The organism is Streptomyces sp. NPDC002181 (assembly GCF_042890485.1).
In the GTDB taxonomy this organism is placed as follows: Bacteria; Actinomycetota; Actinomycetes; order Streptomycetales; family Streptomycetaceae; genus Streptomyces.
Genome location: NZ_JBIASC010000009.1, coordinates 137629 through 161172, shown reverse-complemented (window position 1 = coordinate 161172; position 23544 = coordinate 137629). Strand labels below are relative to the sequence as shown.

Sequence of the window (23544 nt, the reverse complement as noted above, 5' to 3'; positions counted from 1 at the left end):
GCGCCCGTGGAGTGGAGCGCCGGCGCTGGGTGGTGCCGGGTGTCGGGGCCGGCCGTCGTCGGCCGGACGGTGGTCAGCTGGGCAGCTTGAGCGTGACCGCGCTCTGCAGCAGTTCGGGCGAGGTCCACGCCGAGCGGCTTCCCGCGTAGGCGGTGCCGAAGTCGGCGGTGCCCAGCAGCATCTGCTTCTTGGTGCCGGTGGGCGCGGTCACCGGGGCGACGACGCCGGAGGGCGCCTTGACGGTGACGTCCTTGCCGATGCGGTAGGCGGTGACCTGGTTGTTGGCGACGGCCTGGTCCCAGGCGGCCCGGCGGCTGAGCTCGACGCCGGTGTCCTTCATGCTCTGGTTCACGATCGGGGCGCTGGGCGCGTAGAGCGTGCGGTAGGTGTCGAGGACCTGGTTGAGCACCGGGTAGAGGGTGCGGTCCTCGGCGAGGTTGGACTGGTGGACGTAGTGCGGGCGCGGGTCGTTGGCCAGGACGTGGCGCAGGGCGGTGCGCGCCTCGGCGGGGACGATGTAGTTCAGGTAGCCGGTGGCGGTGTCGAGCGGCGCCGGGAGGCAGGTGGAGGTCGCGGGGTTGTCCTCGCAGACCCCGCTGCCGCCGGCGGCGCGGCTGGTGTAGATCCAGTTGTACTCGTCGGCCATCTCCGCGTTGGTGCCCGTGTTGTAGTACACGTTCATCGGGTAGCGGGGGACGGTCAGGGCGGAGCCGACGGCGCGCTGCGCCGGCTCGCGCGAGCTGTCGCTGCCCGCCCACTTGACCCCGTTGTCGGCGAGGGCGCCCGCCAGGTTGGGGTTGTCCTGGGCCTGCTGCGGCAGGGTCTTGAGACCGGAGTGCTCGCCGGTGACGAGCTCGGTGCGGTCGGTGGTGATGCCCTTGGCGGCGGCCCAGTTGTTGTTGTCGCGGATCTGGGCGGAGATGTCGGCCCGGCTCATCCAGTTGATGGCGCCCGCCGCGTTCTTCGTGCAGGTCCACGGGACGACGGCGGTGTTCTGGACGCAGCCGAGGAAGGGGTGCGAGTACGTGTGGTTCATCCAGCGGTATTTGGCCCGGTCGGCGACGAGCTGCGCGGTGAGGGCGTCCGTTCCGCCGTTCTCGGCCTTCCATTCCTCGCCGGCTCCGGCGTTGAAGAGGAGGTCGAGTTTGAAGTTCTTGCTCGTCTGCCACTGCGCCGCGTACTGGGCGTCGGCGGCGGACATCCGGATGGTGCTCTCCTTGCCCTCGCCGCCCGGGCAGGCGTAGTCGCCGGGCGTGCAGTTGAGCTCCTTGCTCCAGCGGGCGTCCGGGGCGAAGACGTCGTCGACGTGGACCGCGAAGTAGTTGCGCTCCTGGCCGAGGTGGATCCCCTGGGTGAGCCAGTCGACGATGCCGCGGGCGAGCAGCCGGAACTGCTGCTGGTACTGGTTGTAGCCGAAGGTGACGACCAGTTCGCTGCGCCCGTCGTGGGCGTACTCCCCGACGAGCGAGGCCCGTCCGCCGGCGACCGGTGCGTCGAGGTAGCTGGTGTAGCCGGCCCGCGGCTTGCCCATGAACCCGTAGCTCTCGGGGACCAGGGCGGAGTTGTCCTCGAAGGCGACCTGGCCGCCGAGGTAGTTGAAGGGGCCCGCCTTGCCGGCGGCGGTGACGGCGGCCTGCGTGCCGTCGAGCTGTCCGCTGTAGCCGCCGTTGTCGGTGTATTCCAGTCCGACGCCCGGGTGGGCCCAGGTGTACGCGTCGACCTGGCGGATGCCGTACGTCGTCTCGTACGCGCTGAGCGCGGCCATCTCGGCCGAGCCCTCGCCGAACGGGTTCTCGTTCGGCAGCACGACGCCCTGGTACTTGGCGCGCGGCCGGCCGTCGACGGTGTCGGCGAGGAACCCGGCGTTGATCACCGGGCGGCCCGCGCTGCCCAGGAGGACGCGGGTGTACGGGACTCCGGTGTCCCGGAGCTCCGCGGTGATGGCGTCGACCGAGCTGCCGCCGTCGTCGACGACGAGCACCTTCAGGTCGATGCGCGGTGTCACGGCCGCGTGCGCGGTCGCGGCGGGCAGTGCCACGGAGATCAGCGCTGCCACCCCCATCGCGGTGGCAGCCCTGTTCATCCGGTTCTTGTTGACCATTTCGGCCTTTCCCCCCGCAGGCATCACTCGACTACGGCCCTGTGGCGGTCGGCCGGGCCGAGGAGGCTCTGTGGAAATCATGCAAAGGGACCCCGCGTCCCCTTGCGAGAGTGGGTCGAGTCTTACGGACCTCGTCAGGTCGAAGGGGCAAACCTGGGGCGGAAACCACGGATGGGTGAATCTCCCGGCGTCTTGATCGAACAACTTGCCAAACCTTCGAGTGGCGTGCGGACGAGCCCGTACGCGTAGGCTCATTTCTGGCGGGCGTCGGGCCGGAATACGATCGCTGCGGATGGCCGGCCACCCACTCGGCCCACAACACAAACGGAAGCGAGACTTCACCACCGTGACTGCTCTGACTCTCAGCACTGCCGGCGCGGCGACGCTGCGCGCCGACGCCCTCGTGGTCGGCGTGGCGAAGGGCCCCAAGGGCCCGGTCGTCGCCGCGGGCGCCGAGGCCGTGGACAAGGCGTACGACGGAAAGCTCGCCGCCGTGCTCGACGCACTCGGTGCCTCGGGCGCCGAAGGCGAGACCACCAAGCTGCCGGCGCCGGACGGCCTGAAGGTCCCGGTCGTGCTGGCGGTCGGGCTGGGCTCCGTCCCCGAGAAGGACGAGTCGTTCGACGAGGAGGCCCTGCGCCGCGCCGCCGGCGCCGCCGCCCGTGCGCTGCACGGCCGCAAGAAGGCCGCCTTCGCCCTCCCGCTGGAGGACGCCTCCGCCGTCACCGCCGTCGCCGAGGGCGCGCTGCTGGGCGCGTACGCCTTCACCGTCTACCAGGGCGGCGAGAAGAAGGCCGGCAAGGGGGCCGAGAAGAACGGCGGCCCGAAGCAGCCGCTCGCCGAGGTGGTCCTGCTGGGCGCCAAGCCCCGCGACAAGGAGCACAAGGCCGCCGCCGAGCGCGCCTCGGTCGTCGCGACCGAGGTCAACGTCGCCCGCGACCTGATCAACACCCCGCCGAACGACCTCACCCCCGAGGCCTTCGCCGCCGTCGCGTCCGCGACCGCCAAGGAGCACGGGATCAAGGTCCAGGTCCTGGACGAGAAGGCGCTCACCAAGGGCGGCTACGGCGGCATCATGGGCGTCGGCAAGGGCTCCGAGAACCCGCCGCGCCTGGTCAAGATCGCCTACACCCACCCCGACGCGGAGAAGCACCTCGCCTTCGTCGGCAAGGGCATCACCTACGACTCGGGCGGCATCTCCCTGAAGCCGGCCGGCCACAACGAGACGATGAAGTGCGACATGTCCGGCGCCGCCGCCGTGTTCGCCTCCGTCGTCGCCGTGGCCAAGCTGGGCCTGCCGGTCAACGTCACCGGCTGGCTCGCGCTCGCCGAGAACATGCCGTCGGGCTCGGCCACCAAGCCCGGCGACGTGCTGCGCATGTACAGCGGCAAGACCGTCGAGGTCCTGAACACCGACGCCGAGGGCCGCCTGGTCCTGGGCGACGCCCTGACCAAGGCCTCCGAGGAGAACCCGGACGCGATCGTCGACGTCGCCACCCTGACCGGCGCGATGGTGCTGGCGCTGGGCGACCGGACCTTCGGGATCATGGCGAACGACGACGCCTTCCGCACCTCGATCCACGAGATCGCCGAGGAGGTCGGCGAGGCCTCCTGGCCGATGCCGCTCCCCGAGGACCTGCGCAAGACCATGGACTCCCCCACCGCCGACATCGCCAACATGGGTGTCCGGATGGGCGGCGGCCTGGTGGCCGGCCTCTTCCTCCAGGAGTTCGTGGGCGAGGGCATCACCTGGGCGCACCTCGACATCGCGGGCCCCGCCTTCCACGAGGGCGCCCCCTACGGCTACACCCCCAAGGGCGGCACCGGCTCCGCCGTGCGCACCCTGGTGCGGCTGGCCGAGCGCACGGCCACCGGCGACCTGGGCTGACGCAGCCCTGACACGGCCGCGCAGCGCCGACTGTGATCTGCCTCAAGCCTTGGTCGGATACCCGACCAAGGCTTGAGGCATGTTCACTGACAACGAAATCCGTAGGTTTCTACGCACCGGTAACCCCTACTCCGGGCAGAACGACCTGCCACATCATGGGCCCGGCGTCCCGCGTTCCCCCGACAAATGCGAAGATGGGTTCTCGGCAGGACAGGGCCCCCACCACAGGGCCGAACAACTAGCGGCCGATTACCAGCCGCCGCCCGGTCACAGAGGACCGGTGCCCGGCGCACATGCATGGAGGACGTGACGTGGCGAACGACGCCAGCACCGTTTTCGACCTAGTGATCCTCGGCGGTGGCAGTGGCGGTTACGCCGCGGCTCTGCGCGCATCCCAGCTGGGTCTGGACGTTGCCCTGATCGAGAAGAACAAGCTCGGCGGCACCTGCCTGCACAACGGCTGCATCCCCACGAAGGCCCTGCTCCACGCGGGCGAGATCGCGGACCAGGCGCGCGAAGCCGCCCAGTTCGGCGTGAAGGCCACCTTCGAGGGCATCGACATCGCGGGTGTGCAGAAGTACAAGGACGAGGTCATCTCGGGCCTGTACAAGGGCCTGCAGGGCCTGGTCGCCTCCCGCAAGGTGACGTACATCGAGGGTGAGGGCCGCCTTTCCTCGCCGACCTCCGTCGACGTGAACGGCCAGCGCATCCAGGGCCGCCACGTCCTGCTGGCGACCGGCTCCGTGCCGAAGTCGCTGCCGGGCCTGCAGATCGACGGCAACCGCATCATCTCCTCGGACCACGCGCTGGTCCTGGACCGCGTCCCCGAGTCGGCGATCGTCCTGGGCGGCGGCGTCATCGGCGTCGAGTTCGCCTCGGCGTGGAAGTCCTTCGGCTCCGACATCACCGTGATCGAGGGCCTCAAGCACCTCGTCCCGGTCGAGGACGAGAACAGCTCGAAGCTGCTGGAGCGCGCGTTCCGCAAGCGCGGCATCAAGTTCAACCTCGGCACCTTCTTCGACAAGGCCGAGTACACCGAGAACGGCGTACGGGTCACCCTCGCGGACGGCAAGACCTTCGAGGCCGAGGTGCTGCTGGTCGCCGTCGGCCGCGGCCCGGTCTCCCAGGGCCTGGGCTACGAGGAGCAGGGCGTCGCGATGGACCGCGGCTACGTCCTGGTCGACGAGTACATGCAGACGAACGTGCCGACGATCTCGGCCGTCGGCGACCTCGTCCCGACCCTGCAGCTCGCGCACGTCGGCTTCGCCGAGGGCATCCTCGTCGCGGAGCGTCTGGCCGGTCTGAAGACCGTCCCGATCGACTACGACGGTGTTCCGCGCGTCACGTACTGCCACCCCGAGGTCGCCTCGGTCGGCATCACCGAGGCCAAGGCCAAGGAGATCTACGGCGCGGACAAGGTCGTGGCCCTGAAGTACAACCTGGCGGGCAACGGCAAGAGCAAGATCCTGAAGACCGCGGGCGAGATCAAGCTCGTCCAGGTCAAGGACGGTGCCGTGGTCGGCGTCCACATGGTCGGTGACCGGATGGGCGAGCAGGTCGGCGAGGCCCAGCTGATCTACAACTGGGAAGCCCTGCCGGCCGAGGTCGCGCAGCTCATCCACGCGCACCCGACCCAGAACGAAGCGCTCGGCGAGGCCCACCTGGCCCTGGCCGGCAAGCCGCTTCACTCCCACGACTAATCCACAGTCACGGGCGCGACGACCACTTCCGCACTTTCGTAAGGAGCAACTGAAACCATGTCGGTTTCCGTAACCCTTCCGGCGCTCGGCGAGAGCGTCACCGAGGGAACTGTCACCCGCTGGCTGAAGGCCGAGGGCGAGCGCGTCGAGGCCGACGAGCCGCTGCTCGAAGTCTCGACCGACAAGGTCGACACCGAGATCCCCTCCCCCGTGTCCGGCATCCTGGCGTCCATCAAGGTCGCCGAGGACGAGACCGTCGAGGTCGGCGCCGAGCTGGCCGTCATCGACGACGGCTCCGGCGCGCCGGCTGCCGCCGAGGCCGAGACGGTCGTCGCCGAGGTTCCGGCCGCCGCTCCGGCTCCGGCCGCCGAGGCCCCCGCGGCCCCGGCTCCGGTGGCCGAGGCTCCGGCCGCCCCCGCCGCCGCGCCTGCCGCCTCCGGCACGGACGTCGTCCTCCCCGCCCTGGGCGAGAGCGTCACCGAGGGCACCGTCACCCGCTGGCTGAAGCAGGTCGGCGAGTCCGTCGAGGCCGACGAGCCGCTGCTCGAGGTCTCCACGGACAAGGTCGACACCGAGATCCCCGCTCCGGTCTCCGGCACCCTGCTGGAGATCCGGATCAACGAGGACGAGACCGCCGAGGTCGGCGCCGTCCTGGCCGTCATCGGCGCCGCCGGTGCCGCTCCGGCCGCCGCCCCGGCCCCGGTCGCGGCTGCCCCGGCCGCCGCCGCTCCGGCTCCGGTCGCCGCTGCGCCGGCCGCTGCCGCCCCGGCTCCGGCCGCTCCGGCCCCGGTCGCCGCTCCGGCTCCGGTCGCCCCGGCCGCCCCCGTCGCCGCTCCGGCCCCCGTGGCCGCTCCGGCCGCGGTCGCCCCGGCTCCGGCCGCCACCCCCGCCGCCGCGGTCTCCGCCGGCGACGAGGGCGCGTACGTGACCCCGCTGGTGCGCAAGCTGGCCTCGGAGTCCGGCGTGGACCTGTCCTCGGTCTCGGGCACCGGTGTCGGTGGCCGTATCCGCAAGCAGGACGTCCTGGCCGCCGCCGAGGCCGCCAAGGCCGCCGCTGCCGCCCCGGCTCCGGCCGCCGCCGCTCCCGCCGCGAAGGCCCCGGCCGCCGCGGTGTCCGAGCTGCGCGGTCAGACCGTCAAGATGACCCGCATGCGCAAGGTCATCGGCGACAACATGATGAAGGCGCTGCACTCGCAGGCCCAGCTCAGCTCCGTGGTCGAGGTGGACATCACCAAGATCATGAAGCTCCGCGAGCAGGCCAAGGGCTCCTTCCTGGCCCGCGAGGGCGTCAAGCTCTCGCCGATGCCGTTCTTCGTCAAGGCCGCCGCCCAGGCGCTGAAGGCCCACGCGGTCGTCAACGCCCGGATCAACGACGACGAGGGCACCATCACCTACTTCGACTCGGAGAACATCGGCATCGCCGTGGACTCCGAGAAGGGCCTGATGACCCCGGTCATCAAGGGTGCCGGTGACCTCAACCTGGCGGGCATCTCCAAGGCCACGGCCGACCTGGCCGGCAAGGTCCGCGGCAACAAGATCACGCCGGACGAGCTGTCGGGCGCGACCTTCACCATCAGCAACACCGGTTCGCGCGGTGCGCTCTTCGACACCGTGATCGTTCCCCCGAACCAGGTCGCCATCCTGGGCATCGGTGCCACGGTCAAGCGTCCGATGGTCATCGAGACCCCCGAGGGCACCGTCATCGGCGTCCGCGACATGACGTACCTGACCCTGTCCTACGACCACCGCCTGGTGGACGGCGCGGACGCGGCCCGGTACCTCTCGGCCGTCAAGGCGATCCTTGAGGCCGGCGAGTTCGAGGTCGAGCTCGGTCTCTGAGTCGCGGCCCCATCGGCGGGCGACACGTACGGCGCCCCCGCCCGGAACCACTTCGGGCGGGGGCGCCTTCGTTTTACCCTGGTGGGTCCATGTGTGACATCTCGGGGGGCTGCGTATGGCACGGGCACAGGTGACGGATCTGGTCGTGGTACTGCCCGGGATCCTGGGCAGCCGGCTGGCCGACGCCGAGGGCAGAGCGCTCTGGGACCTGTCCGGCCCGGCCCTCTTACGCGGCCTGCGGGGTTTCGGCGGCTCCGCGGGCGCCCTGCGCCTGCCGAAGGACACCGGCGACGGCGACCCGGGCGACGGGGTCGTCCCCGTCGGCCTGATGCCCGATCTGCACGCCCTGCCGGGCATCTGGCACCCGGTGGACGGCTACACGGACCTGCTGCGCTGGCTGGAACGCCATTTCACCCTGTCGGTATCGGACAACCTCCTCACGTTCCCGTACGACTGGCGGCTGTCCTGCCGCCACGGCGCGGAGCGGCTGAAGGGCCGGATCGACCTGGAGCTGGAGCGCTGGCGGGCCTCGGCCCCCGAGCGCCGCGAGGCCCGGGTGGTCTTCCTCTGCCACGGGATGGGCGGGCTGGTGGCCCGGCACTACGCGGAGCGCCTCGGCGGGCACGAGGTCACCCGCCGCGTGATCACCCTGGGCACCCCGCACCAGGGGTCCCTGCGGGCCCTGGCCGACCTGGTGGACGGCGGGGGCCGCAGGGACCCGGAGCTGGGCGCCTTCGCCCGCAGCCTGCCGTCCCTGCACCAGCTGGCCCCCGATTACGCCTGCGTGGAGGGGCCGGAGGGGCTCGCGCACGTCCGTGATCTGCCGGCGCTGCCGGGCGTGGACGAGGCGCTGCTCGCGGACGCGGCCCGCTTCCACGCCGACCTGCGCGGCACACCGTCGCGGGCCGGCCTGTACGCGATCGCCGGCACGGGCCAGCCCACGGCGGTGACCGCGCGGTGGGCCGGCGACCGTCTGACCCTCGTTTCCGAGGGCGACGGCGACGGCACGGTCCCCCTGCCCGGCGGGGCCGGCCCGGCAGCGGGCCCGGTCGCCGGGGCGTGGGCCGCGTACGAGCAGCACGGCTCGCTCCAGAACAACAAGGCCGTACGGGCGGCCCTGCTCGGCCTCTTGGGCGAGGAACCGGTCCTCCCCGCAGGCGACGTGCTCGCGCTCCCCCCGGACGCCGGAAGGTTCGCGGACCCGGCCGCCCGCCTCGGCGTACGCGTACCCGCCGTACTGCCCGCGGGAGTCCCGTACGAGGTGGCGGTCACGGCCCCCGACGACGCGCGGCCGCCCGTGGCGGAGCTGCGCCCCGCCGATGGCGGCCGCCCGGTGGGCCGCCCCCTGCGGAGCCTGGGCGGCGGCCGCTACGGAGCCGCGTTCCCGCCGCCCGAACCGGGCGCGTACCGGCTGTCGGTGGGACCGGTCACGGCCCTGAGCCTGATCCGGCGCAGCGCCTTGTAACCAGCCTCACCCAACGGCCCTGACCAGGAACGCATCCCCGCGGCCCACTCCGCCGTATTGTCTACGCATCGAAGCGATGCGCGCCCCACAGGAGATGAAGCCCCGATGATCACCCCACCCGTCGTGCACTCGCTGCGCGAGCAGATCCGCGAGCACATCGTGGAGGGGATCGTCAGCGGACGCTGGAAGCCCGGCGAGCGGATCGTCGAGCGCCGGATCGCGGTCGAGCTGGAGGTCAGCCAGACGCCCGTGCGCGAGGCCCTGCGCGAGCTGGAGACGCTGCGGCTGATCGAGTCGGCGCCGAACAAGGGCGTGCGCGTACGGAACCTGTCGGCGGCCGACCTGGAGGAGATCTACCCGGTCCGGGCCGGTCTGGAGCAGATCGCGGCCGAGCTGGCCGCGCCCCGGCTGGCGGCGGACTGCTCGGCGCTGGAGCCGCACGTGGCGGCGCTGTGGGAGGCCGACCGGACCGAGGACGGGACGGCGCAGGTGCGGCACACCGTCGGGTTCCACCGGGAGCTGGTGCGGGCGGCCGGGAACAGCGTGCTGCTGCACACCTGGGAGAGCCTGGGCATCGAGGTCTTCACGGCGCTGTCGATCCGCTGGCTGGGGACCGTCCAGAAGTCGTACGCGGAGGAGCACGCGGCCCTCGTGGAGGCGTTCCGCAGTCAGGATCCGGACATCGGAGTGCTCGTGAAGCGGCATGTCCTGGGGTGCGCGCCCCGCGCCTGACGGGTTGATCTGTCCCGGTTTGCCCGGCACCGGGTGCCTGATTCGATGGCACCGGGTGCCGACTTTTGGCCGGATGGCCATTTCAGTGTCACATTCATTTGATCGATCATCGATCAGCGATTTACAGTCGTCGACGGACCCCAACCGGGCCCATCGACCCTGTCCTGCCCGTCAGGGATTTTTCACCACCTCTCCTTTGTCCGGAAGGCGGCGCACACCGATGTCCGACCCCGTAGGAAAGCTTCCGAGCGAGCTCGACCAGCTCCCGGACCGCGACACCGAGGAGACCGCCGAATGGGCGGCCTCCCTGGACGCCGTCGCCAAGGCCGCCGGTACGCGCCGCGCCGAATACCTGCTCCGCCGCACCCTCCAGCACGCCGAGGCCGCGGGCCTCGCCCTGCCGAAGCTGCTGGAGACGGACTACGTCAACACCATCCCCACCTCCGCCGAGCCCGAGTTCCCGGGTGACGAGGAGATGGAAGCCAAGATCACCGCATGGAACCGCTGGAACGCGGCCGCCATGGTGACCCGCGGCTCCAAGTACGGCGTCGGCGGCCACATCGCCACCTTCGCCTCGGCGGCCTGGCTCTACGAGACCGGCTTCCAGCACTTCTTCCGCGGGAAGGAGGCCGACGGATCGGGCGACCAGCTCTACATCCAGGGCCACGCCTCCCCCGGCATCTACGCCCGCGCCTTCCTCGACGGGCGCGTCTCCGAGCAGCAGCTCGACAACTTCCGCCAGGAGTCCGGCGGCAACGGCCTGCCGTCCTACCCGCACCCGCGGCGCCTGCCGTGGCTGTGGGAGTTCCCGACGGTCTCCATGGGCCTCGGCCCGCTCTCCGCGATCTACCAGGCGCGCTTCAACCGCTACCTGCAGAACCGGAGCATCAAGGACACCGCCAACTCGCACGTCTGGGCCTTCCTGGGCGACGGCGAGATGGACGAGCCCGAGTCGACCGCCGCCCTGGCCCTCGCCTCCCGCGAGCAGCTCGACAACCTGACCTTCGTCATCAACTGCAACCTGCAGCGCCTCGACGGTCCGGTCCGCGCCAACTTCCGCGTGGTCCAGGAGCTGGAGGCCCAGTTCCGCGGCGCCGGCTGGAACGTCATCAAGTCGCTGTGGGGCTCCGCCTGGGACGAGCTGTTCCGGCTCGACACCACGGGCGCCCTGGTACGCCGCCTGCGGGAGGTGCCCGACGCGCAGTTCCAGACGTACGCGACCCGCGACGTGGCCTACATCCGCCAGCACTTCTTCGGCGCCAACGCCGAGCTCGTGCAGCTGGCCGGGGTGCTGTCGGACGCGAAGATCGCCGAGTGCTTCCACAGCTCCCGCGGCGGCCACGAGCCCCGCAAGGTGTACGCCGCGTACAAGGCCGCCCTGGAGCACAAGGGCGCGCCGACGGTCATCCTCGCGCAGACCGTCAAGGGCTACACGCTGGGCGCCGGGTTCGAGTCGAAGAACGCGAACCACCAGATGAAGAAGCTGACGATCGACGAGTTCAAGGGCATGCGCGACCTGCTCGGACTCCCGATCCCGGACAGCGCCTTCGCCGACGGCGTCGTCCCGTACGGCCACCCGGGCGCGAACAGCCCCGAGGTGCGGTACCTGAACGAGCGCCGCGCGGCCCTCGGCGGCCCGGCCCCGGCCCGCAAGGTCAAGCACGTCGCCCTGCCGGCCCCGGCCGAGCGCTCCTTCGCCCCGCTGATCAAGGGCTCCGGCAAGCAGGAGATGGCCACCACCATGGCCTTCGTCCGGCTCGTCAAGGACCTGATGCGGGACAAGGAGACCGGCAAGCGCTGGGTGCCGATCGTCCCCGACGAGGCGCGCACCTTCGGCATGGAGTCGCTCTTCCCGTCGGCCGGCATCTACTCGCCGCTGGGCCAGACGTACGAGCCGGTCGACCGCGACCAGCTCATGTACTACAAGGAAGCCAAGGACGGCCAGATCCTCAACGAGGGGATCACCGAGGCCGGCGCCATGGCCGACTTCATCGCCGCCTGCACGTCGTACGCGACGCACGGCGAGCCGATGATCCCGTTCTACATCTTCTACTCGATGTTCGGCTGGCAGCGCACCGCCGACCAGATGTGGCAGCTCGCCGACCAGCTCGGCAAGGGCTTCATCGTCGGCGCCACCGCCGGCCGTACGACCCTGACCGGTGAGGGCCTCCAGCACGCGGACGGCCACTCGCACCTGATCGCGTCCACGAACCCGGCGTCGCTGAACTACGACCCGGCCTTCGCGTACGAGATCGCGGTGATCGTCAAGGACGGCCTGCGCCGCATGTACGGCGAGAAGCCGGAAGACGTCTTCTACTACCTGACGGTCTACAACGAGCCGAAGGTGCAGCCGGCCATGCCGGAGGGCGTGGAAGAGGGCATCCTCAAGGGCCTCTACCGCTTCAACGAGGCCTCCTCGCTGGAGTCCGCCCCGGCCGCCGACGCCCCGAAGATCCAGCTGATGGCCTCGGGTACGGCGATCCACTGGGCGCTGGAGGCGCAGCAGCTGCTCGCCGCCGACTGGAACGTGGCCGCCGACGTCTGGTCCGCCACCTCCTGGGGCGAGCTGCGCCGCGAGGCGCTGGAGTGCGACGAGGCGCTGCTGCGCGGCGAGGTCCGCACCCCGTACGTCACGCGTGCGCTGGAGGGCGTCACCAGCCCGGTGCTGGCCGTCTCCGACTGGATGCGCCAGGTCCCGGACCAGATCAGCCAGTGGGTGGAGCAGGACTGGACCTCGCTCGGCACGGACGGCTTCGGCCTGTCCGACACCCGCGAGGGCGCCCGCCGCCACTTCGGCGTCGACGCGCAGTCCATCGTGGTGGCCGCGCTGGCCCAGCTCGCCCGCCGCGGCGAGGTTCCGGCGTCCGCCATCAAGGAGGCACGCGAGCGCTACGGCCTCTGAGGCCGGGACTCCGCAAGTCCAAAGGCCGGTGTCCGACCCCCGTTTCAGGGGGTCGGACACCGGCCTTTGGCCGTATGAGCAGTGGCGGCGAGGGGGCGCACCCGTGATGCTGGAGCGGTGATGGACGAGACGGAGTTCTGGGAGATCGTCGACCGTACCCGCGAGGCCGCCGAGGGCGACCCCGAGGAACACGCCGAGCTGCTCGTGGAGCGGCTGGCGCAGCTCGATCCGGACTCCGTCCTGGACTTCGCCCGGCACTTCGAGTCCCGGTACAACCGGGCGTACACGTGGGACCTCTGGGGCGCGGCGTGGGTGCTGCTCGACGGGGCGAGCGACGACGCGTTCGACTACTTCCGCTGCTGGCTGATCGGCCAGGGGCGGGAGGTGTTCGAGGGCGGGGTGCACGATCCGGACGCGCTCGCGGAGCTCCTGGACGAGTTCGACGAGGAGATCGACGGGGACGGCGAGGAGCTGGGGTACGCGGCCGACGAGGCGTACGAGCAGCTGACGGGGGCGGTGGCGCCGGATCTGGGCGTTCCGCTGCAAGCCGCCGAGCCGGAGGGCACTCCGCTGGACTTCGAGAACGAAGCCGTGCTCGCGGAGCGCTTCCCCCGGCTCTGGGACCGTTTTCGCGCCTAGTGACTAGTAGTGCGTGCCGCCGTCGATGCGGATCTCCGTACCGGTGATGAAGGCGCCGTCCTCGGAGCCCAGCATGGCGACGACGCCGGCGACCGTCTGCGGGCCGGCGAAGCCCTGGCCGAGGGCCGGGGCCAGCTTGGCGAACAGGCTCCAGTCGGTGTCCTCGGGCAGGCCCGGGCCGTTGCCCGTGGTCATGCCGCTCTCGATGGAGCCGGGAGCGACGGCGACGAAGCGCAGGCCCTGCTTGCTGTACTCGGCGGCCAGGGCGTGGGTCATGGACTGGATGCCGCCCTTGCTGGCCGCGTACGCGGACATGTAGGGGTGGGCGAAGGACGCCGAGGTGGAGCTGAAGTTCACGACGACCGGCTGGTCGCCCTCCAGCAGCGCCGGGAGGGACTCGCGGATCACGAGGAACGTGCCGGTCAGGTTGACCGCGATGACCCTGTTCCAGAAGTCGAGCGTGGTCTGGTGGGTGTGCGCGGAACGCAGGATGCCGGCGGCGTTGACGAGCACGTCGAGCCCGCCGAGGCTCCGGACGGCGGCGGCGACACCGCTCTGGACGGCCGCCTCGTCGGATATGTCGAGGACGGCGGTGGTGAGGCGGTCCGCGTGCCCGTCGGCGGCGGCCTGCTCCGCGGTGCCCTTGAGCCCCTCTTCGTTGACGTCCACGGTGTGCACGCGGCCGCCCTCGGCGAGGATGCGGTGGACGGAGGCCCGGCCGATGCCGGAGCCGCCGCCGGTGATGAGGACGCGACGTCCTTCGTAACGGTTCATGGGCCGAGCGTACCCGCGTCATGACACGTTTTGCCAGTAAGTCACGAATTGCATTCCGTAGGAAACCGGGAGGTAGTCTTCACCCGTGAGATCCCCTCGTCCGTACTCTCCCGTGGCCGGCCCCGGAGCCCAGTCGCTGACCGAGCGCCGCAAGGCCGCCACCCAGCTCGACATCGCCCGTGCGGCCTGCGAACTCTTCGCCGAACACGGCCCCGACGGCACCACCGCCGAGGACGTCGCGCACCGCGCGGGCGTGGCGCTGCGCACGTTCTACCGGTACTTCCGCAACAAGCAGGAGGCCGTGGGCCCGCTGCTGGCCGGCGGCGGCGACGCCTGGCGCGCCCTGCTCGCCGAGGAGGACCCCGGCACCCCGCTCGACGAGGCCCTGGAACGCGCGGTGACCCGCTCGCTGAGCGACTCCCAGGTGGTCGAGGAGGGCCTGGAGGTCACCCGCGGCCTGCTCCGCGCCGCCGCGACCGACGAGGCGCTGCGCGCGGTCTGGTACCGGGTGAACCAGGACTCCGAGGAGCGCCTGGTCCCGGTGATCGCCCGCCTGGCCGGCGAGAGCGCCGACCCCCTGGGCGTACGCCTCCTCGCGGCGGCCGCCACGGACGCGATCCGCATCGCCCTGGAACTCTGGTCGACGACGGAGGCCCCGGTGGCGGGCCCCGGCTCCCCGCCCGAACTGGCCGTCCGCTGCCTGCGCGAACTGACGGCGGGCATGTCACTGCTCCGCCGCTCCGGGCCCCCCGCCCCGCCGTCCGCCTGAGCGGGGGCCCGTACGGCGGCGCACCGGACAACACGACGGCCCCGCCGCTCTCCTGGGAGAGCGGCGGGGCCGTCGTGCGTGCCGGTTCTTAGATGTCGAAGTACATCTCGAACTCGTGCGGGTGCGGGCGCAGGGCGATCGGGGCGATCTCGTGCGTGCGCTTGTAGTCGATCCAGGTCTCGATCAGGTCCGGGGTGAAGACGCCGCCGGCCAGGAGGTACTCGTGGTCGGCCTCCAGGGCCTTGAGGACGTCCTCCAGGCTGGTCGGGACCTGCGGGACGCTCGCGTGCTCGTCCGGGGAGAGCTCGTAGAGGTCCTTGTCGATCGGCTCCATCGGCTCGATCTTGTTCTTCACACCGTCGAGACCGGCGAGCAGGAGCGCCGCGAACGCCAGGTACGGGTTCGAGGACGGGTCCGGGGCGCGGAACTCGACGCGCTTGGCCTTCGGGTTCGAGCCGGTGATCGGGATGCGCATCGCGGCGGAGCGGTTGCGCTGCGAGTACACCATGTTGACCGGCGCCTCGAAGCCCGGGACCAGGCGGTGGTACGAGTTCACCGTCGGGTTGGTGAAGGCGAGCAGCGACGGGGCGTGCTTGAGGATGCCGCCGATGTAGTAGCGGGCGGTGTCCGACAGGCCCGCGTAGCCGGCCTCGTCGTAGAACAGCGGGTCGCCGTTGGCCCACAGCGACTGGTGGACGTGCATGCCCGAGCCGTTGTCACCGAAGATCGGCTTCGGCATGAAGGTCGCGGTCTTGCCGTTGCGCCAGGCGACGTTCTTCACGATGTACTTGAAGAGCATCAGGTCGTCGGCCGCGGCCAGCAGCGTGTTGAACTTGTAGTTGATCTCGGCCTGGCCGCCGGTGCCGACCTCGTGGTGCTGGCGCTCGACCTGGAGGCCCTGGGCGTCCAGCTCAAGGGAGATCTCGGCGCGCAGGTCGGCGAAGTGGTCGACCGGGGCCACCGGGAAGTAGCCGCCCTTGTAGCGGACCTTGTAGCCGCGGTTGTTCTCCTCGGAACCGGTGTTCCAGGCGCCGGCCTCGGAGTCGATGTGGTAGAAGCCCTCGTTCGCGGAGGTCGCGAAGCGCACGCTGTCGAACACGTAGAACTCGGCCTCGGGGCCGAAGTACGCGGTGTCGGCGATGCCGGTGGAGGCGAGGTACGCCTCGGCCTTCTTCGCGATGTTGCGCGGGTCGCGGCTGTAGGCCTCACCCGTGATCGGGTCGTGGATGAAGAAGTTGATGTTGAGCGTCTTGTCCTTGCGGAACGGGTCCAGGCGCGCGGTGGTGATGTCGGCACGCAGCGCCATGTCGGACTCGTGGATCGCCTGGAAGCCGCGGATGGAGGAGCCGTCGAAGGCGAGCTCCTCCGCCGGGTCGAACGCCCGAGCCGGGATGGTGAAGTGCTGCATCACACCAGGCAGGTCGCAGAAACGGACGTCGACGAACTTGACGTCGTTCTCCTCGATGTACTGCTTCACTTCGTCGGCGTTCTGGAACATCCAACTCCTCCTACTCCCGGCCCCGGGGCAGGGCGGGCTTTATAGCTCGTGGTGCGTCAGTGCGGTGCCGCACGCTGACCCGACCATAAGCAGGCGGGATTTCTCAAGCATGACCCATTTGTTTCGCTCAAGTTAACCAGGGTCCCGTCGGAACACCGTCGGACACCACCGGTACCGTGGTCGGGTGGACAACAGACAGGCAATCGGATCCTGGCTCTCCGGCCCCCGCGCGGCCGCCGAGGACATGGGCGTCGACTTCGGCTACCGGGGCCAGCGGCTCGGCCTGCCCCAGGAGGGGCCGGGCTCGGTGGCGCGCTTCGGCCGCCGCCTCGGCGGTCTGGCCATCGACTGGGTCGGCTGCCAGGTGATCGCGTTCGGGCTGATCACGCACGGCAACCCGACCGCCACCGGCAACTGGACCCTGGCCCTCTTCGTGGTGCTGAGCATCCTCACCGTCGGCACCGTGGGCTTCACCCCCGGCAAGCGGCTGGTGGGCCTGCGCGTCGTCGCGGAGGACGGCGGCCGCCTCGGCATCGGCCGGGTCGTGCTCCGTACGGTGCTGCTCGCCCCCGTCTCGTATACGAAAAGCGGGTCAGCGCATCTTTCCGCCGCGCGGCATCCGCATGCCCTTGGGCATCGGGCCCTTCGGCAGCGGCATGTTGCTCATGAGGTCGCCCATGGCCCGCAGCTTGTCGTTGACCTGGGTGATCTGCGGACCCGCCAGTACGCGCGGCAGCTTGAGCAGCGTCGTGCGGAGCTTCTTCAGCGGGACCTCGCCCTCGCCGGTGCCCACGATGAAGTCGTGGACCGGGATGTCCGGCATGATCCGGGCCAGCTTCTTCTTCTCGGCGGCGAGCATCGGCTTCAGGCGGTTCGCGTTGCCCTCGGCGATCAGCACGACGCCGGCCTTGCCCACGGCCCGGTGGACGATGTCCTGGCTCCGGTTCATCGCGACGGCCGGGGTGGTCGTCCAGCCCCGCCCCACGTTGTCCAGTACGGCCGCGGCCGCGCCCGGCTGTCCCTCCATCTGCCCGAAGGCAGCCCGCTCGGCCCGTCGCCCGAAGACGATCGCCATCGCGAGGAACGCCACCAGGAAGCCCAGGATGCCCAGGTAGACCGGGTGGTCGATCAGGAAGCCGATCGCAAGAAAGACACCGAAGGTGACGATTCCCACGCCCGCGACGATCAGACCGACCTTCGGGTCGGCCTTGCGCGTCATCTTGTACGTCAGGGCGATCTGCTTCAGTCGCCCGGGGTTCGCAGCAGTCTCTGCGTTTGACTTCCTCGCCATAGAGCGAAGTTTACGTGGCCTGCGGGGTCCGGGTGGCCGCGGCCTCGAGTACGTGCTCGGTTTCGACCCGGTCCTTGGCCCTGCGGCGGTCCTCCAGGACGGCGCTCCATGCGTTGCGGCGGGCGCCGCTCATGAGCAGCGACTCGAAGCCCCGGAAGGCGTCGGTGAACGACGGAATGGCAATGGCGCGTACGGGCGCGGCCTGCATGATGTCGATCCCTTTCACGGTGCTGGGCGGTTCGGGGACGGTCTGGAGCGCAACGAGGCGCGTGGCGGTGGTGTGCGCCGGTGTGCGCCGGTGTGCGCGGTGCGTGGAGCCATCGTCACTGACTGGTGTTACCAGGGCATGACCGGTCGGTCAAACGGTGATGAAACATTTACGCGGCCCGCCGGACTCTCCGTATGAAGAGCCTAGGGGCCGCGTCGATGCGGTGTTACCCGTTGGTAAGACTTTGTGCGTGAGTTCACACAGTCCGTATGGTAGCGCGCGTCACACCGCGGCGCGCTTCTCTGCGCCCTCGGTCGAGCCCTGCCTCGCCACCGCTCCGGCCGCGTGTCCGCCCTCGTGCCTCGGGCGGACCCGCAACCTACGCTCCGGCTCGGCTGCGCTTCTCCATCGCCTGCGTGTACAGGCGCCCGGCCCGGTAAGAGGAGCGGACCAGCGGGCCCGACATCACACCGGAGAAGCCGATTTCCTCGGCCTCCTTCGCCAGCTCCACGAACTCGGCCGGCTTCACCCAGCGCTCGACGGGGTGGTGCCGCGGCGAGGGCCGCAGGTACTGGGTGATGGTGATGAGCTCGCAGCCGGCCTCGTGCAGCTCCTTCAGCGCCTGCGAGACCTCCTCGCGCTCCTCGCCCATGCCCAGGATCAGGTTGGACTTGGTGACCAGGCCGTAGGCGCGGGCCTGGCGGATCACGTCGAGCGAGCGCTCGTAGCGGAAGCCGGGGCGGATCCGCTTGAAGATCCGCGGCACCGTCTCCACGTTGTGGGCGAAGACCTCGGGGCGGGAGGCGAAGACCTCCTCCAGCAGCTCCGGGACCGCGTTGAAGTCGGGGGCCAGCAGCTCGACCTTGGTGTGGCCGCCCTCGCGGGCCGCCGTCTGCTCGTGGATCTGGCGCACCGTCTCCGCGTACAGCCAGGCACCGCCGTCGGCCAGGTCGTCGCGCGCGACGCCCGTGATCGTGGCGTAGTTCAGGTCCATCGTGACGACCGACTCGCCGACGCGGCGCGGCTCGTCCCGGTCCAGGGCCTCGGGCTTGCCCGTGTCGATCTGACAGAAGTCACAGCGCCGGGTGCACTGGTCGCCACCGATGAGGAAGGTGGCCTCGCGGTCCTCCCAGCATTCGTAGATGTTGGGGCAACCGGCCTCCTGGCACACGGTGTGCAGTCCTTCGCCCTTCACCAGGGCCTGCATCTTCGTGTACTCGGGACCCATCTTCGCCCGGGTCTTGATCCACTCGGGCTTGCGCTCGATGGGCGTCTGGGCGTTACGGACCTCGAGGCGCAGCATCTTGCGTCCGTCGGGTGCGACTGCGGACACGACCGGCTCCCTGTGACTTCGATTCTTCGGCGCCCACCAGGGTACGCCCGTAATTTCATACGCTCTTACGTCGGCCAACCTGGCGGTGACCGGCCGCATTCCCCCGGCCGTCAGCCCGCGGCGGGCTCGATCTCCCGCGGCCGCAGTTCCGCCTGCTCCAGTACGTCCTTCAGGTGGCGTTCGATCACCGGCAGGACGTCGGCGATGGAGACCTCGCGGCCCAGTTCGTACGAGAGCGAGGTCACACCGGCGTCCCGGATCCCGCACGGGATGATCCGGTCGAACCAGGTGCTGTCCGGGTTCACGTTGATCGCGAAGCCGTGCATGGTGACGCCCTTGGCGACGCGGATGCCGATGGCGGCCAGCTTGCGGTCCTCGCGGCGCTGGCCCGCGTTGGAGGGGGCGTACTCGGGGCCGTTCAGACGCGGGTCGAACTCCTCGTCCGTCAGCCGCGGGTCGAGGTCGAGGGAGAGCCCGCCCAGCTTCGGCCGCTCCTCGACGGGGTCGCCCAGGACCCAGACCCCGGACCGGCCCTCGACCCGGGTGGTCTCCAGGCCGAACTCGGCGGCGGTGCGTATCAGCGCCTCCTCCAGCCGGCGCACGTGCGCGACGACGTCGACCGGGCGGGGCAGCTTCATGATCGGGTAGCCGACCAGCTGGCCGGGTCCGTGCCAGGTGATCTTGCCGCCGCGGTCCACGTCCACGACGGGGGTGCCGTCCAGCGGGCGCTCGCTCTCGGCGGTGCGCCGGCCGGCCGTGTACACGGGCTGGTGCTCCAGCAGGAGGCAGGTGTCGCCGATCTCGTCCTCGAAGCGCGCGGCGTGGACCCGCCGCTGCTCCTCCCAGGCCTGGGTGTACTCGACGTAATCGGGTCCGAAGCCCAGATGGACAAACCCAAGCTCAGCCACCGCAGCGCCTCCTCGTTGAACCTGCCGTGTGCACGTATCGCACCAGCCAAGGGTACGGCGGCCGGAATCCGCCCCCTCAGTGGCCCGGCGGCGAGGGGTCGGCGGGGGCCGGCGCCGGGCCCGGCGGGCCCTCCTGCGGGCCGGGCGGCAGCGGCCTGCGCCTGCGCGGCCGGCTCCGGGCCGCCGGCCGGTCCGGGTCCTCGTCGGCCGTCGGCAGCCGCCGGTGGCCCTCCGAGTGGTCGTTGACCCAGCCGCACACGCCGCACGCGTACCGCCCGTCCAGCCCCGCGATGTACGTGCCGCAGCGCCGGCACTCGGCCTCGGTCAGCTCGGGCGCGGGCAGCGGTGCGGGCAGTCGTGCGGTGTCGTCGGCGGAGGGCTCCGCCCTGGTGGGCCTGCGGGTCATGTCGCGCAGCGTACGCGGACGGAGGGGGTCGGTCCGTAAAGCGCCCTACCGATTCTGCACACGATCGGATGAATGTGGGACAGAGGGGGCGGCATGAGCGGAGTTCGCCGCTACATTCACGCCGTTCACAGGGCCGGGACCCCGGTCCGTCACGTCAGGAAACCGTGGAGCCGATGACGGAACGACCTGCCCAGCGCGTCCCCAACCGGCAGCTCGCGGCGCTGATCGCGGAAGCCGGGTTCTCCAACGCCGGTCTGGCCCGCCGCGTCGACCAGCTCGGCCTGGAGCACGGTCTCGATCTGCGGTACGACAAGACCTCCGTGACCCGGTGGCTCCGCGGGCAGCAGCCGCGCGGGACCACCCCGGCGCTGATCGCCGAGGTCTTCACCCGCCGCCTGGGCCGCCGGCTCTCCGCGCAGGACCTGGGCCTGGACGCCTGTGCGCCCGTCTACGCCGGTCTGGAGTTCGCGGCCACCCCGGAGGAGGCCGTGGACATCGCCAGCGGCCTGTGGCGCAAGGACTCCGGCTCCCACGCCGAGCTGCGGAAGATCGCGTTCACCCCGGCCGGGCTGGTCGTGCCCAGCCGGGACTGGCTCATCGGACGCGCCGACGAGCGCGTGGGCCGCGGAGCGGACCCGGCGACCGCTGCCGCCGCTGCGGCGGCCGCCGCAGCCGCGGTTGCGGCCCGCGTCCCGGTCCAGGGGCGCGGCTCGGTGCCCCGGCAGCGGCAGATCGACCGGGGGCCCGGCCAGCGGGTGACGAGCGGGGACATCGCGGCGCTGCGCTCGGTGAGCGAGCTGTTCCGGACCCTGGACCACACCTACGGCGGCGGGCACGCCCGGCAGGCCCTGGTGCGCTACCTGGAGCACGAGGCCGAGCCGATGCTGCGCGGCACGTACGGGGAGACCACCGGGCGCCGGCTCTTCTCGGCCGCGGCCGACCTGACCCGGCTCGCGGGCTGGACCTCGTACGACATCGCCGCGCACGGGCTCGCCCAGCGCTACTTCGTGCAGGCGCTGCGCCTCGCGCAGGCCGCCGGGGACCGGCCCTACGGCTCGTACGTGCTGGTGACCATGAGCCGGCAGGCGGTCTACCTCGGCCACGGCCGGGAGGCGGTGCAGCTGGCCCGCGTCGCGCAGCAGGGCGTGGGCTCGGGGCCGCCGCCGGTGGTGCAGGCGCTCCTGCACTCGGCGGAGGCGCGCGGGCACGCGGTGCTGGGCGAGGTCCGGGCGGCGACGGCCTCGCTGGTGCGGGCCGAGCGGGCGCTGGGCGCGGCCCGGCCGGGGGACGACGTGCCGCACTGGGCGCGCCTCTTCGACGAGGGGCAGCTGGCGGACGAGTTCGGGCACTGCCACCGGGACCTCCAGCAGTACCGGGCCTCGGCGCAGCACGCGGAGCGTTCGCTCCAGCTGCGGGCGCCCGGGTTCGCGCGCTCGCGGCTGTTCTGCCGGGTGGTGCTGGCGACGGCGCGGCTGGGACTGGGCGAGCTGGACCAGGCGTGCGCGCTGGGCGCGGAGGCGGCGCAGCAGGCGATGGAGATGCGGTCGGTGCGCGCGGTGGAGTACGTACGGGACTTCGAGCGGCGGCTGGAGCCGTACCGGGACGCCTCGGCGGTGCGGACGTACCGGGACCGGGTGGCGGCGCTGTCCTGAGGCCGTGCGCCGTGCGGCCGAGGGCCCGGTTCCGCGGGGGAACCGGGCCCTCGGCCCGCGGTCGGATGGTGGTTCTCAGGCCACCGCCCGGACCGCGGGCTCCGCGCTCGCCGGGAGCCGGATGCCGAAGTCGCGCAGGACGGCGGTGGCGGCCCGGCGGGCCGAGTGCAGGGCGCCCTGGACGGTGTTGGAGTCGCGGTGGTCGCCGCACACGTACAGCCCGGCCAGGACCCGGACCGGCCGGCGCAGGTCGTACGGCGGCGGCATCGCCGGGACGGCCTCCGGGGCGTGGTGGACGGCCAGCAGCTCCCAGTCGCGGGTGCCGGTCTCGTACAGCCGGGCCAGGCGCGAGGCGACCGTACGGGCGGGTGGCGGCGGGCCGAGGACGGTGGTGGTGACCAGGCTCCGGCCGGCCGGGGCCCGCGTCGGGTCGACCGCGCTCATCACGGCGGTGTGGGCGATCGGCCAGCGCGGATCCCCGTCGAGCAGGAGCGAGCCGTCCCACGGGAGCGGGGCGGCGGTGGCGTGGTGGATGACGGTGACCTCGTGGAAGGCGGGCACCCGCAGCCCGGGCAGCAGGTCGGCGGCGGCCCGGGCGCCGGTGGCCAGGACGGCGGAGCGGCAGCTGAAGTCGCCGTGCTCCTCGGTGGTGACCAGCCTGGTCGCCACCGAGCGGACCCGGACCCCGGTGCGCACCGTGCCGGGCGGCAGGGTGGCGGCGAGGAGTCCGGGCAGGGTGGCGGCCCCGCCCTCGGGCACGGCGAGCCGGCCGCGGGCGAAGGTGCGCAGGGCCAGGTCGGCGACCCGGCTGGAGGTGGAGAGCTCCGGATCGCGCAGCAGTGCGGTGAGCAGGGGGCGCAGGGTGGTGCCGAGGGCCCGGGAGCGCAGGGCGGCGAGCGCGGTGCGCTCCGGGCGGGCCAGTACGCGTTCCACCGGCAGGGCGGCGAGCCGGCCGAGGTACGCGCTGAGCCGGGCCTGGTCGAAGGATCCGCTGGCCAGCGCGCGGGCCGGGGTCAGGGCCCCGGCGCGCAGCTGCCGGCCGTCGGTGTGGACGAGCACCCCGGGCGCGAAGGGGCGCAGGACCAGGCCGGCCAGGCCGGGGGTCCGGTCGAGTTCCGTGTACGAGGTGTTGAGCAACTGCCCGATCCGATCCAGCCGGAATCCGTCGACGTGCCCGGTGGCCATCCGGCCTCCGGGATCGTCGGCGGCCTCCAGGACGGTGACCGTGACCCCTGCGGCGATCAGGTGGTGCGCCGCCGCGAGTCCTGAGACCCCGGCTCCTACGATGACGACGTCCGCGTGCTGTGCGGTGCGGTGCGAGCTGGTGAGCACGTGCCCCTCCCCGAGGTCGGCGCGGCTGTGTGGGAATCCTCCTTCCCCCAACGGGCTCCAGGGGAACCCGAGTTCGGTGGGGTATTACGGCGGGCTCCGGTCGCACA

The 23544-nt window shown here is 71.5% G+C and carries 18 protein-coding genes and 1 pseudogene; 10 read left to right on the top strand and 9 right to left on the bottom strand.

The annotated features are described in order from the left end of the window. Window positions 1-73 precede the first annotated feature (73 nt). A complete protein-coding gene (locus ACFYXV_RS22510; protein ID WP_389383849.1) occupies window positions 74-2101 on the bottom strand; it encodes a hypothetical protein in 2028 nt (675 codons plus the stop codon). A 346-nt stretch (window positions 2102-2447) separates the two neighbouring features. On the opposite strand from ACFYXV_RS22510, the gene ACFYXV_RS22505 reads away from it, so the two are divergent. The 7 genes from ACFYXV_RS22505 (at window position 2448) to ACFYXV_RS22475 (ending at window position 13266) form a co-directional block, all read left to right on the top strand. After that, window positions 2448-3989 carry a leucyl aminopeptidase gene (locus tag ACFYXV_RS22505; RefSeq protein ID WP_385475642.1) on the top strand — a complete coding sequence of 514 codons (1542 nt, stop codon included), beginning with the start codon at window positions 2448-2450 and terminating at the stop codon, window positions 3987-3989. 311 nt (window positions 3990-4300) lie between these two features. Next, the gene (gene lpdA / locus ACFYXV_RS22500; RefSeq protein ID WP_030863427.1) at window positions 4301-5689 is read left to right on the top strand and encodes a dihydrolipoyl dehydrogenase; all 1389 of its coding nucleotides are present in this window, start codon (window positions 4301-4303) and stop codon (window positions 5687-5689) included. 57 nt (window positions 5690-5746) lie between these two features. Then, window positions 5747-7528 (top strand): 2-oxoglutarate dehydrogenase, E2 component, dihydrolipoamide succinyltransferase, encoded by a 1782-nt coding sequence (sucB, locus tag ACFYXV_RS22495; protein ID WP_389383848.1) that lies wholly within the window; start codon window positions 5747-5749, stop codon window positions 7526-7528. Between the two features lie 115 nt (window positions 7529-7643). Then, window positions 7644-8993, top strand: coding sequence for an esterase/lipase family protein (locus tag ACFYXV_RS22490; protein WP_385477301.1), 1350 nt, complete (start codon window positions 7644-7646; stop codon window positions 8991-8993). A gap of 108 nt (window positions 8994-9101) precedes the next feature. After that, entirely contained in the window at window positions 9102-9725 is a 624-nt protein-coding gene (locus tag ACFYXV_RS22485) for a GntR family transcriptional regulator (RefSeq protein ID WP_030156168.1), read from the top strand. 220 nt (window positions 9726-9945) lie between these two features. Next, complete coding sequence (gene aceE, locus ACFYXV_RS22480) at window positions 9946-12627, top strand: pyruvate dehydrogenase (acetyl-transferring), homodimeric type (protein ID WP_389383847.1); 2682 nt, start codon at window positions 9946-9948, stop codon at window positions 12625-12627. Window positions 12628-12747: 120 nt separating this feature from the next. Next, window positions 12748-13266, top strand: coding sequence for a DUF4240 domain-containing protein (locus ACFYXV_RS22475; protein WP_383343877.1), 519 nt, complete (start codon window positions 12748-12750; stop codon window positions 13264-13266). 3 nt (window positions 13267-13269) lie between these two features. On the opposite strand, the gene ACFYXV_RS22470 is transcribed toward ACFYXV_RS22475, so the two are convergent. Next, entirely contained in the window at window positions 13270-14040 is a 771-nt protein-coding gene (locus tag ACFYXV_RS22470; protein WP_389383846.1) for an SDR family NAD(P)-dependent oxidoreductase, read from the bottom strand. A gap of 85 nt (window positions 14041-14125) precedes the next feature. On the opposite strand from ACFYXV_RS22470, the gene ACFYXV_RS22465 reads away from it, so the two are divergent. Continuing rightward, window positions 14126-14809: a TetR family transcriptional regulator gene (locus ACFYXV_RS22465; RefSeq protein WP_389383845.1), complete on the top strand. Its 684-nt coding sequence runs from the start codon at window positions 14126-14128 to the stop codon at window positions 14807-14809. An 88-nt stretch (window positions 14810-14897) separates the two neighbouring features. Here the strand turns inward: ACFYXV_RS22465 and glnA are convergent, their stop codons facing one another. Then, window positions 14898-16307, bottom strand: a complete 1410-nt coding sequence (glnA, locus tag ACFYXV_RS22460; protein WP_030863412.1) for a type I glutamate--ammonia ligase — start codon at window positions 16305-16307, stop codon at window positions 14898-14900. A gap of 184 nt (window positions 16308-16491) precedes the next feature. On the opposite strand from glnA, the pseudogene ACFYXV_RS22455 reads away from it, so the two are divergent. Continuing rightward, window positions 16492-16872: pseudogene (locus tag ACFYXV_RS22455) on the top strand (RDD family protein); the annotation flags it as partial. Between the two features lie 27 nt (window positions 16873-16899). Here the strand turns inward: ACFYXV_RS22455 and ACFYXV_RS22450 are convergent. The 5 genes from ACFYXV_RS22450 to ACFYXV_RS22430 all read right to left on the bottom strand — a co-directional run bounded on the left by ACFYXV_RS22450 (window position 16900) and on the right by ACFYXV_RS22430 (window position 20453). Next, complete coding sequence (locus ACFYXV_RS22450) at window positions 16900-17598, bottom strand: DUF4191 domain-containing protein (RefSeq protein ID WP_030863407.1); 699 nt, start codon at window positions 17596-17598, stop codon at window positions 16900-16902. 10 nt (window positions 17599-17608) lie between these two features. Continuing rightward, the gene (locus tag ACFYXV_RS22445; RefSeq protein WP_030863404.1) at window positions 17609-17806 is read right to left on the bottom strand and encodes a hypothetical protein; all 198 of its coding nucleotides are present in this window, start codon (window positions 17804-17806) and stop codon (window positions 17609-17611) included. A gap of 379 nt (window positions 17807-18185) precedes the next feature. After that, the gene (lipA, locus tag ACFYXV_RS22440) at window positions 18186-19139 is read right to left on the bottom strand and encodes a lipoyl synthase (RefSeq protein WP_383501534.1); all 954 of its coding nucleotides are present in this window, start codon (window positions 19137-19139) and stop codon (window positions 18186-18188) included. 110 nt (window positions 19140-19249) lie between these two features. After that, window positions 19250-20047 (bottom strand): lipoyl(octanoyl) transferase LipB, encoded by a 798-nt coding sequence (gene lipB, locus ACFYXV_RS22435; protein WP_383343856.1) that lies wholly within the window; start codon window positions 20045-20047, stop codon window positions 19250-19252. A gap of 76 nt (window positions 20048-20123) precedes the next feature. Continuing rightward, window positions 20124-20453 (bottom strand): hypothetical protein, encoded by a 330-nt coding sequence (locus ACFYXV_RS22430; protein ID WP_389383844.1) that lies wholly within the window; start codon window positions 20451-20453, stop codon window positions 20124-20126. Window positions 20454-20626: 173 nt separating this feature from the next. Between ACFYXV_RS22430 and ACFYXV_RS22425 the strand changes: the two genes are divergently transcribed. Then, a complete protein-coding gene (locus ACFYXV_RS22425; protein ID WP_389383843.1) occupies window positions 20627-22105 on the top strand; it encodes a regulator in 1479 nt (492 codons plus the stop codon). A 75-nt stretch (window positions 22106-22180) separates the two neighbouring features. On the opposite strand, the gene ACFYXV_RS22420 is transcribed toward ACFYXV_RS22425, so the two are convergent. Continuing rightward, a complete protein-coding gene (locus ACFYXV_RS22420; RefSeq protein ID WP_385474784.1) occupies window positions 22181-23437 on the bottom strand; it encodes an FAD-dependent oxidoreductase in 1257 nt (418 codons plus the stop codon). Window positions 23438-23544 lie beyond the last annotated feature (107 nt).

Coding starts and splice junctions, on each gene's coding strand:
- sucB (WP_389383848.1), top strand. CDS start 5,747: ATGTCGGTTTCCGTAACCCTTCCGGCGCTCGGCGAGAGCGTCACCGAG.
- ACFYXV_RS22430 (WP_389383844.1), bottom strand. CDS start 20,453: ATGACCCGCAGGCCCACCAGGGCGGAGCCCTCCGCCGACGACACCGCA.
- ACFYXV_RS22510 (WP_389383849.1), bottom strand. CDS start 2,101: ATGGTCAACAAGAACCGGATGAACAGGGCTGCCACCGCGATGGGGGTG.
- glnA (WP_030863412.1), bottom strand. CDS start 16,307: ATGTTCCAGAACGCCGACGAAGTGAAGCAGTACATCGAGGAGAACGAC.
- ACFYXV_RS22475 (WP_383343877.1), top strand. CDS start 12,748: ATGGACGAGACGGAGTTCTGGGAGATCGTCGACCGTACCCGCGAGGCC.
- ACFYXV_RS22490 (WP_385477301.1), top strand. CDS start 7,644: ATGGCACGGGCACAGGTGACGGATCTGGTCGTGGTACTGCCCGGGATC.
- ACFYXV_RS22425 (WP_389383843.1), top strand. CDS start 20,627: ATGACGGAACGACCTGCCCAGCGCGTCCCCAACCGGCAGCTCGCGGCG.
- aceE (WP_389383847.1), top strand. CDS start 9,946: ATGTCCGACCCCGTAGGAAAGCTTCCGAGCGAGCTCGACCAGCTCCCG.
- ACFYXV_RS22470 (WP_389383846.1), bottom strand. CDS start 14,040: ATGAACCGTTACGAAGGACGTCGCGTCCTCATCACCGGCGGCGGCTCC.
- ACFYXV_RS22445 (WP_030863404.1), bottom strand. CDS start 17,806: ATGCAGGCCGCGCCCGTACGCGCCATTGCCATTCCGTCGTTCACCGAC.
- ACFYXV_RS22450 (WP_030863407.1), bottom strand. CDS start 17,598: ATGGCGAGGAAGTCAAACGCAGAGACTGCTGCGAACCCCGGGCGACTG.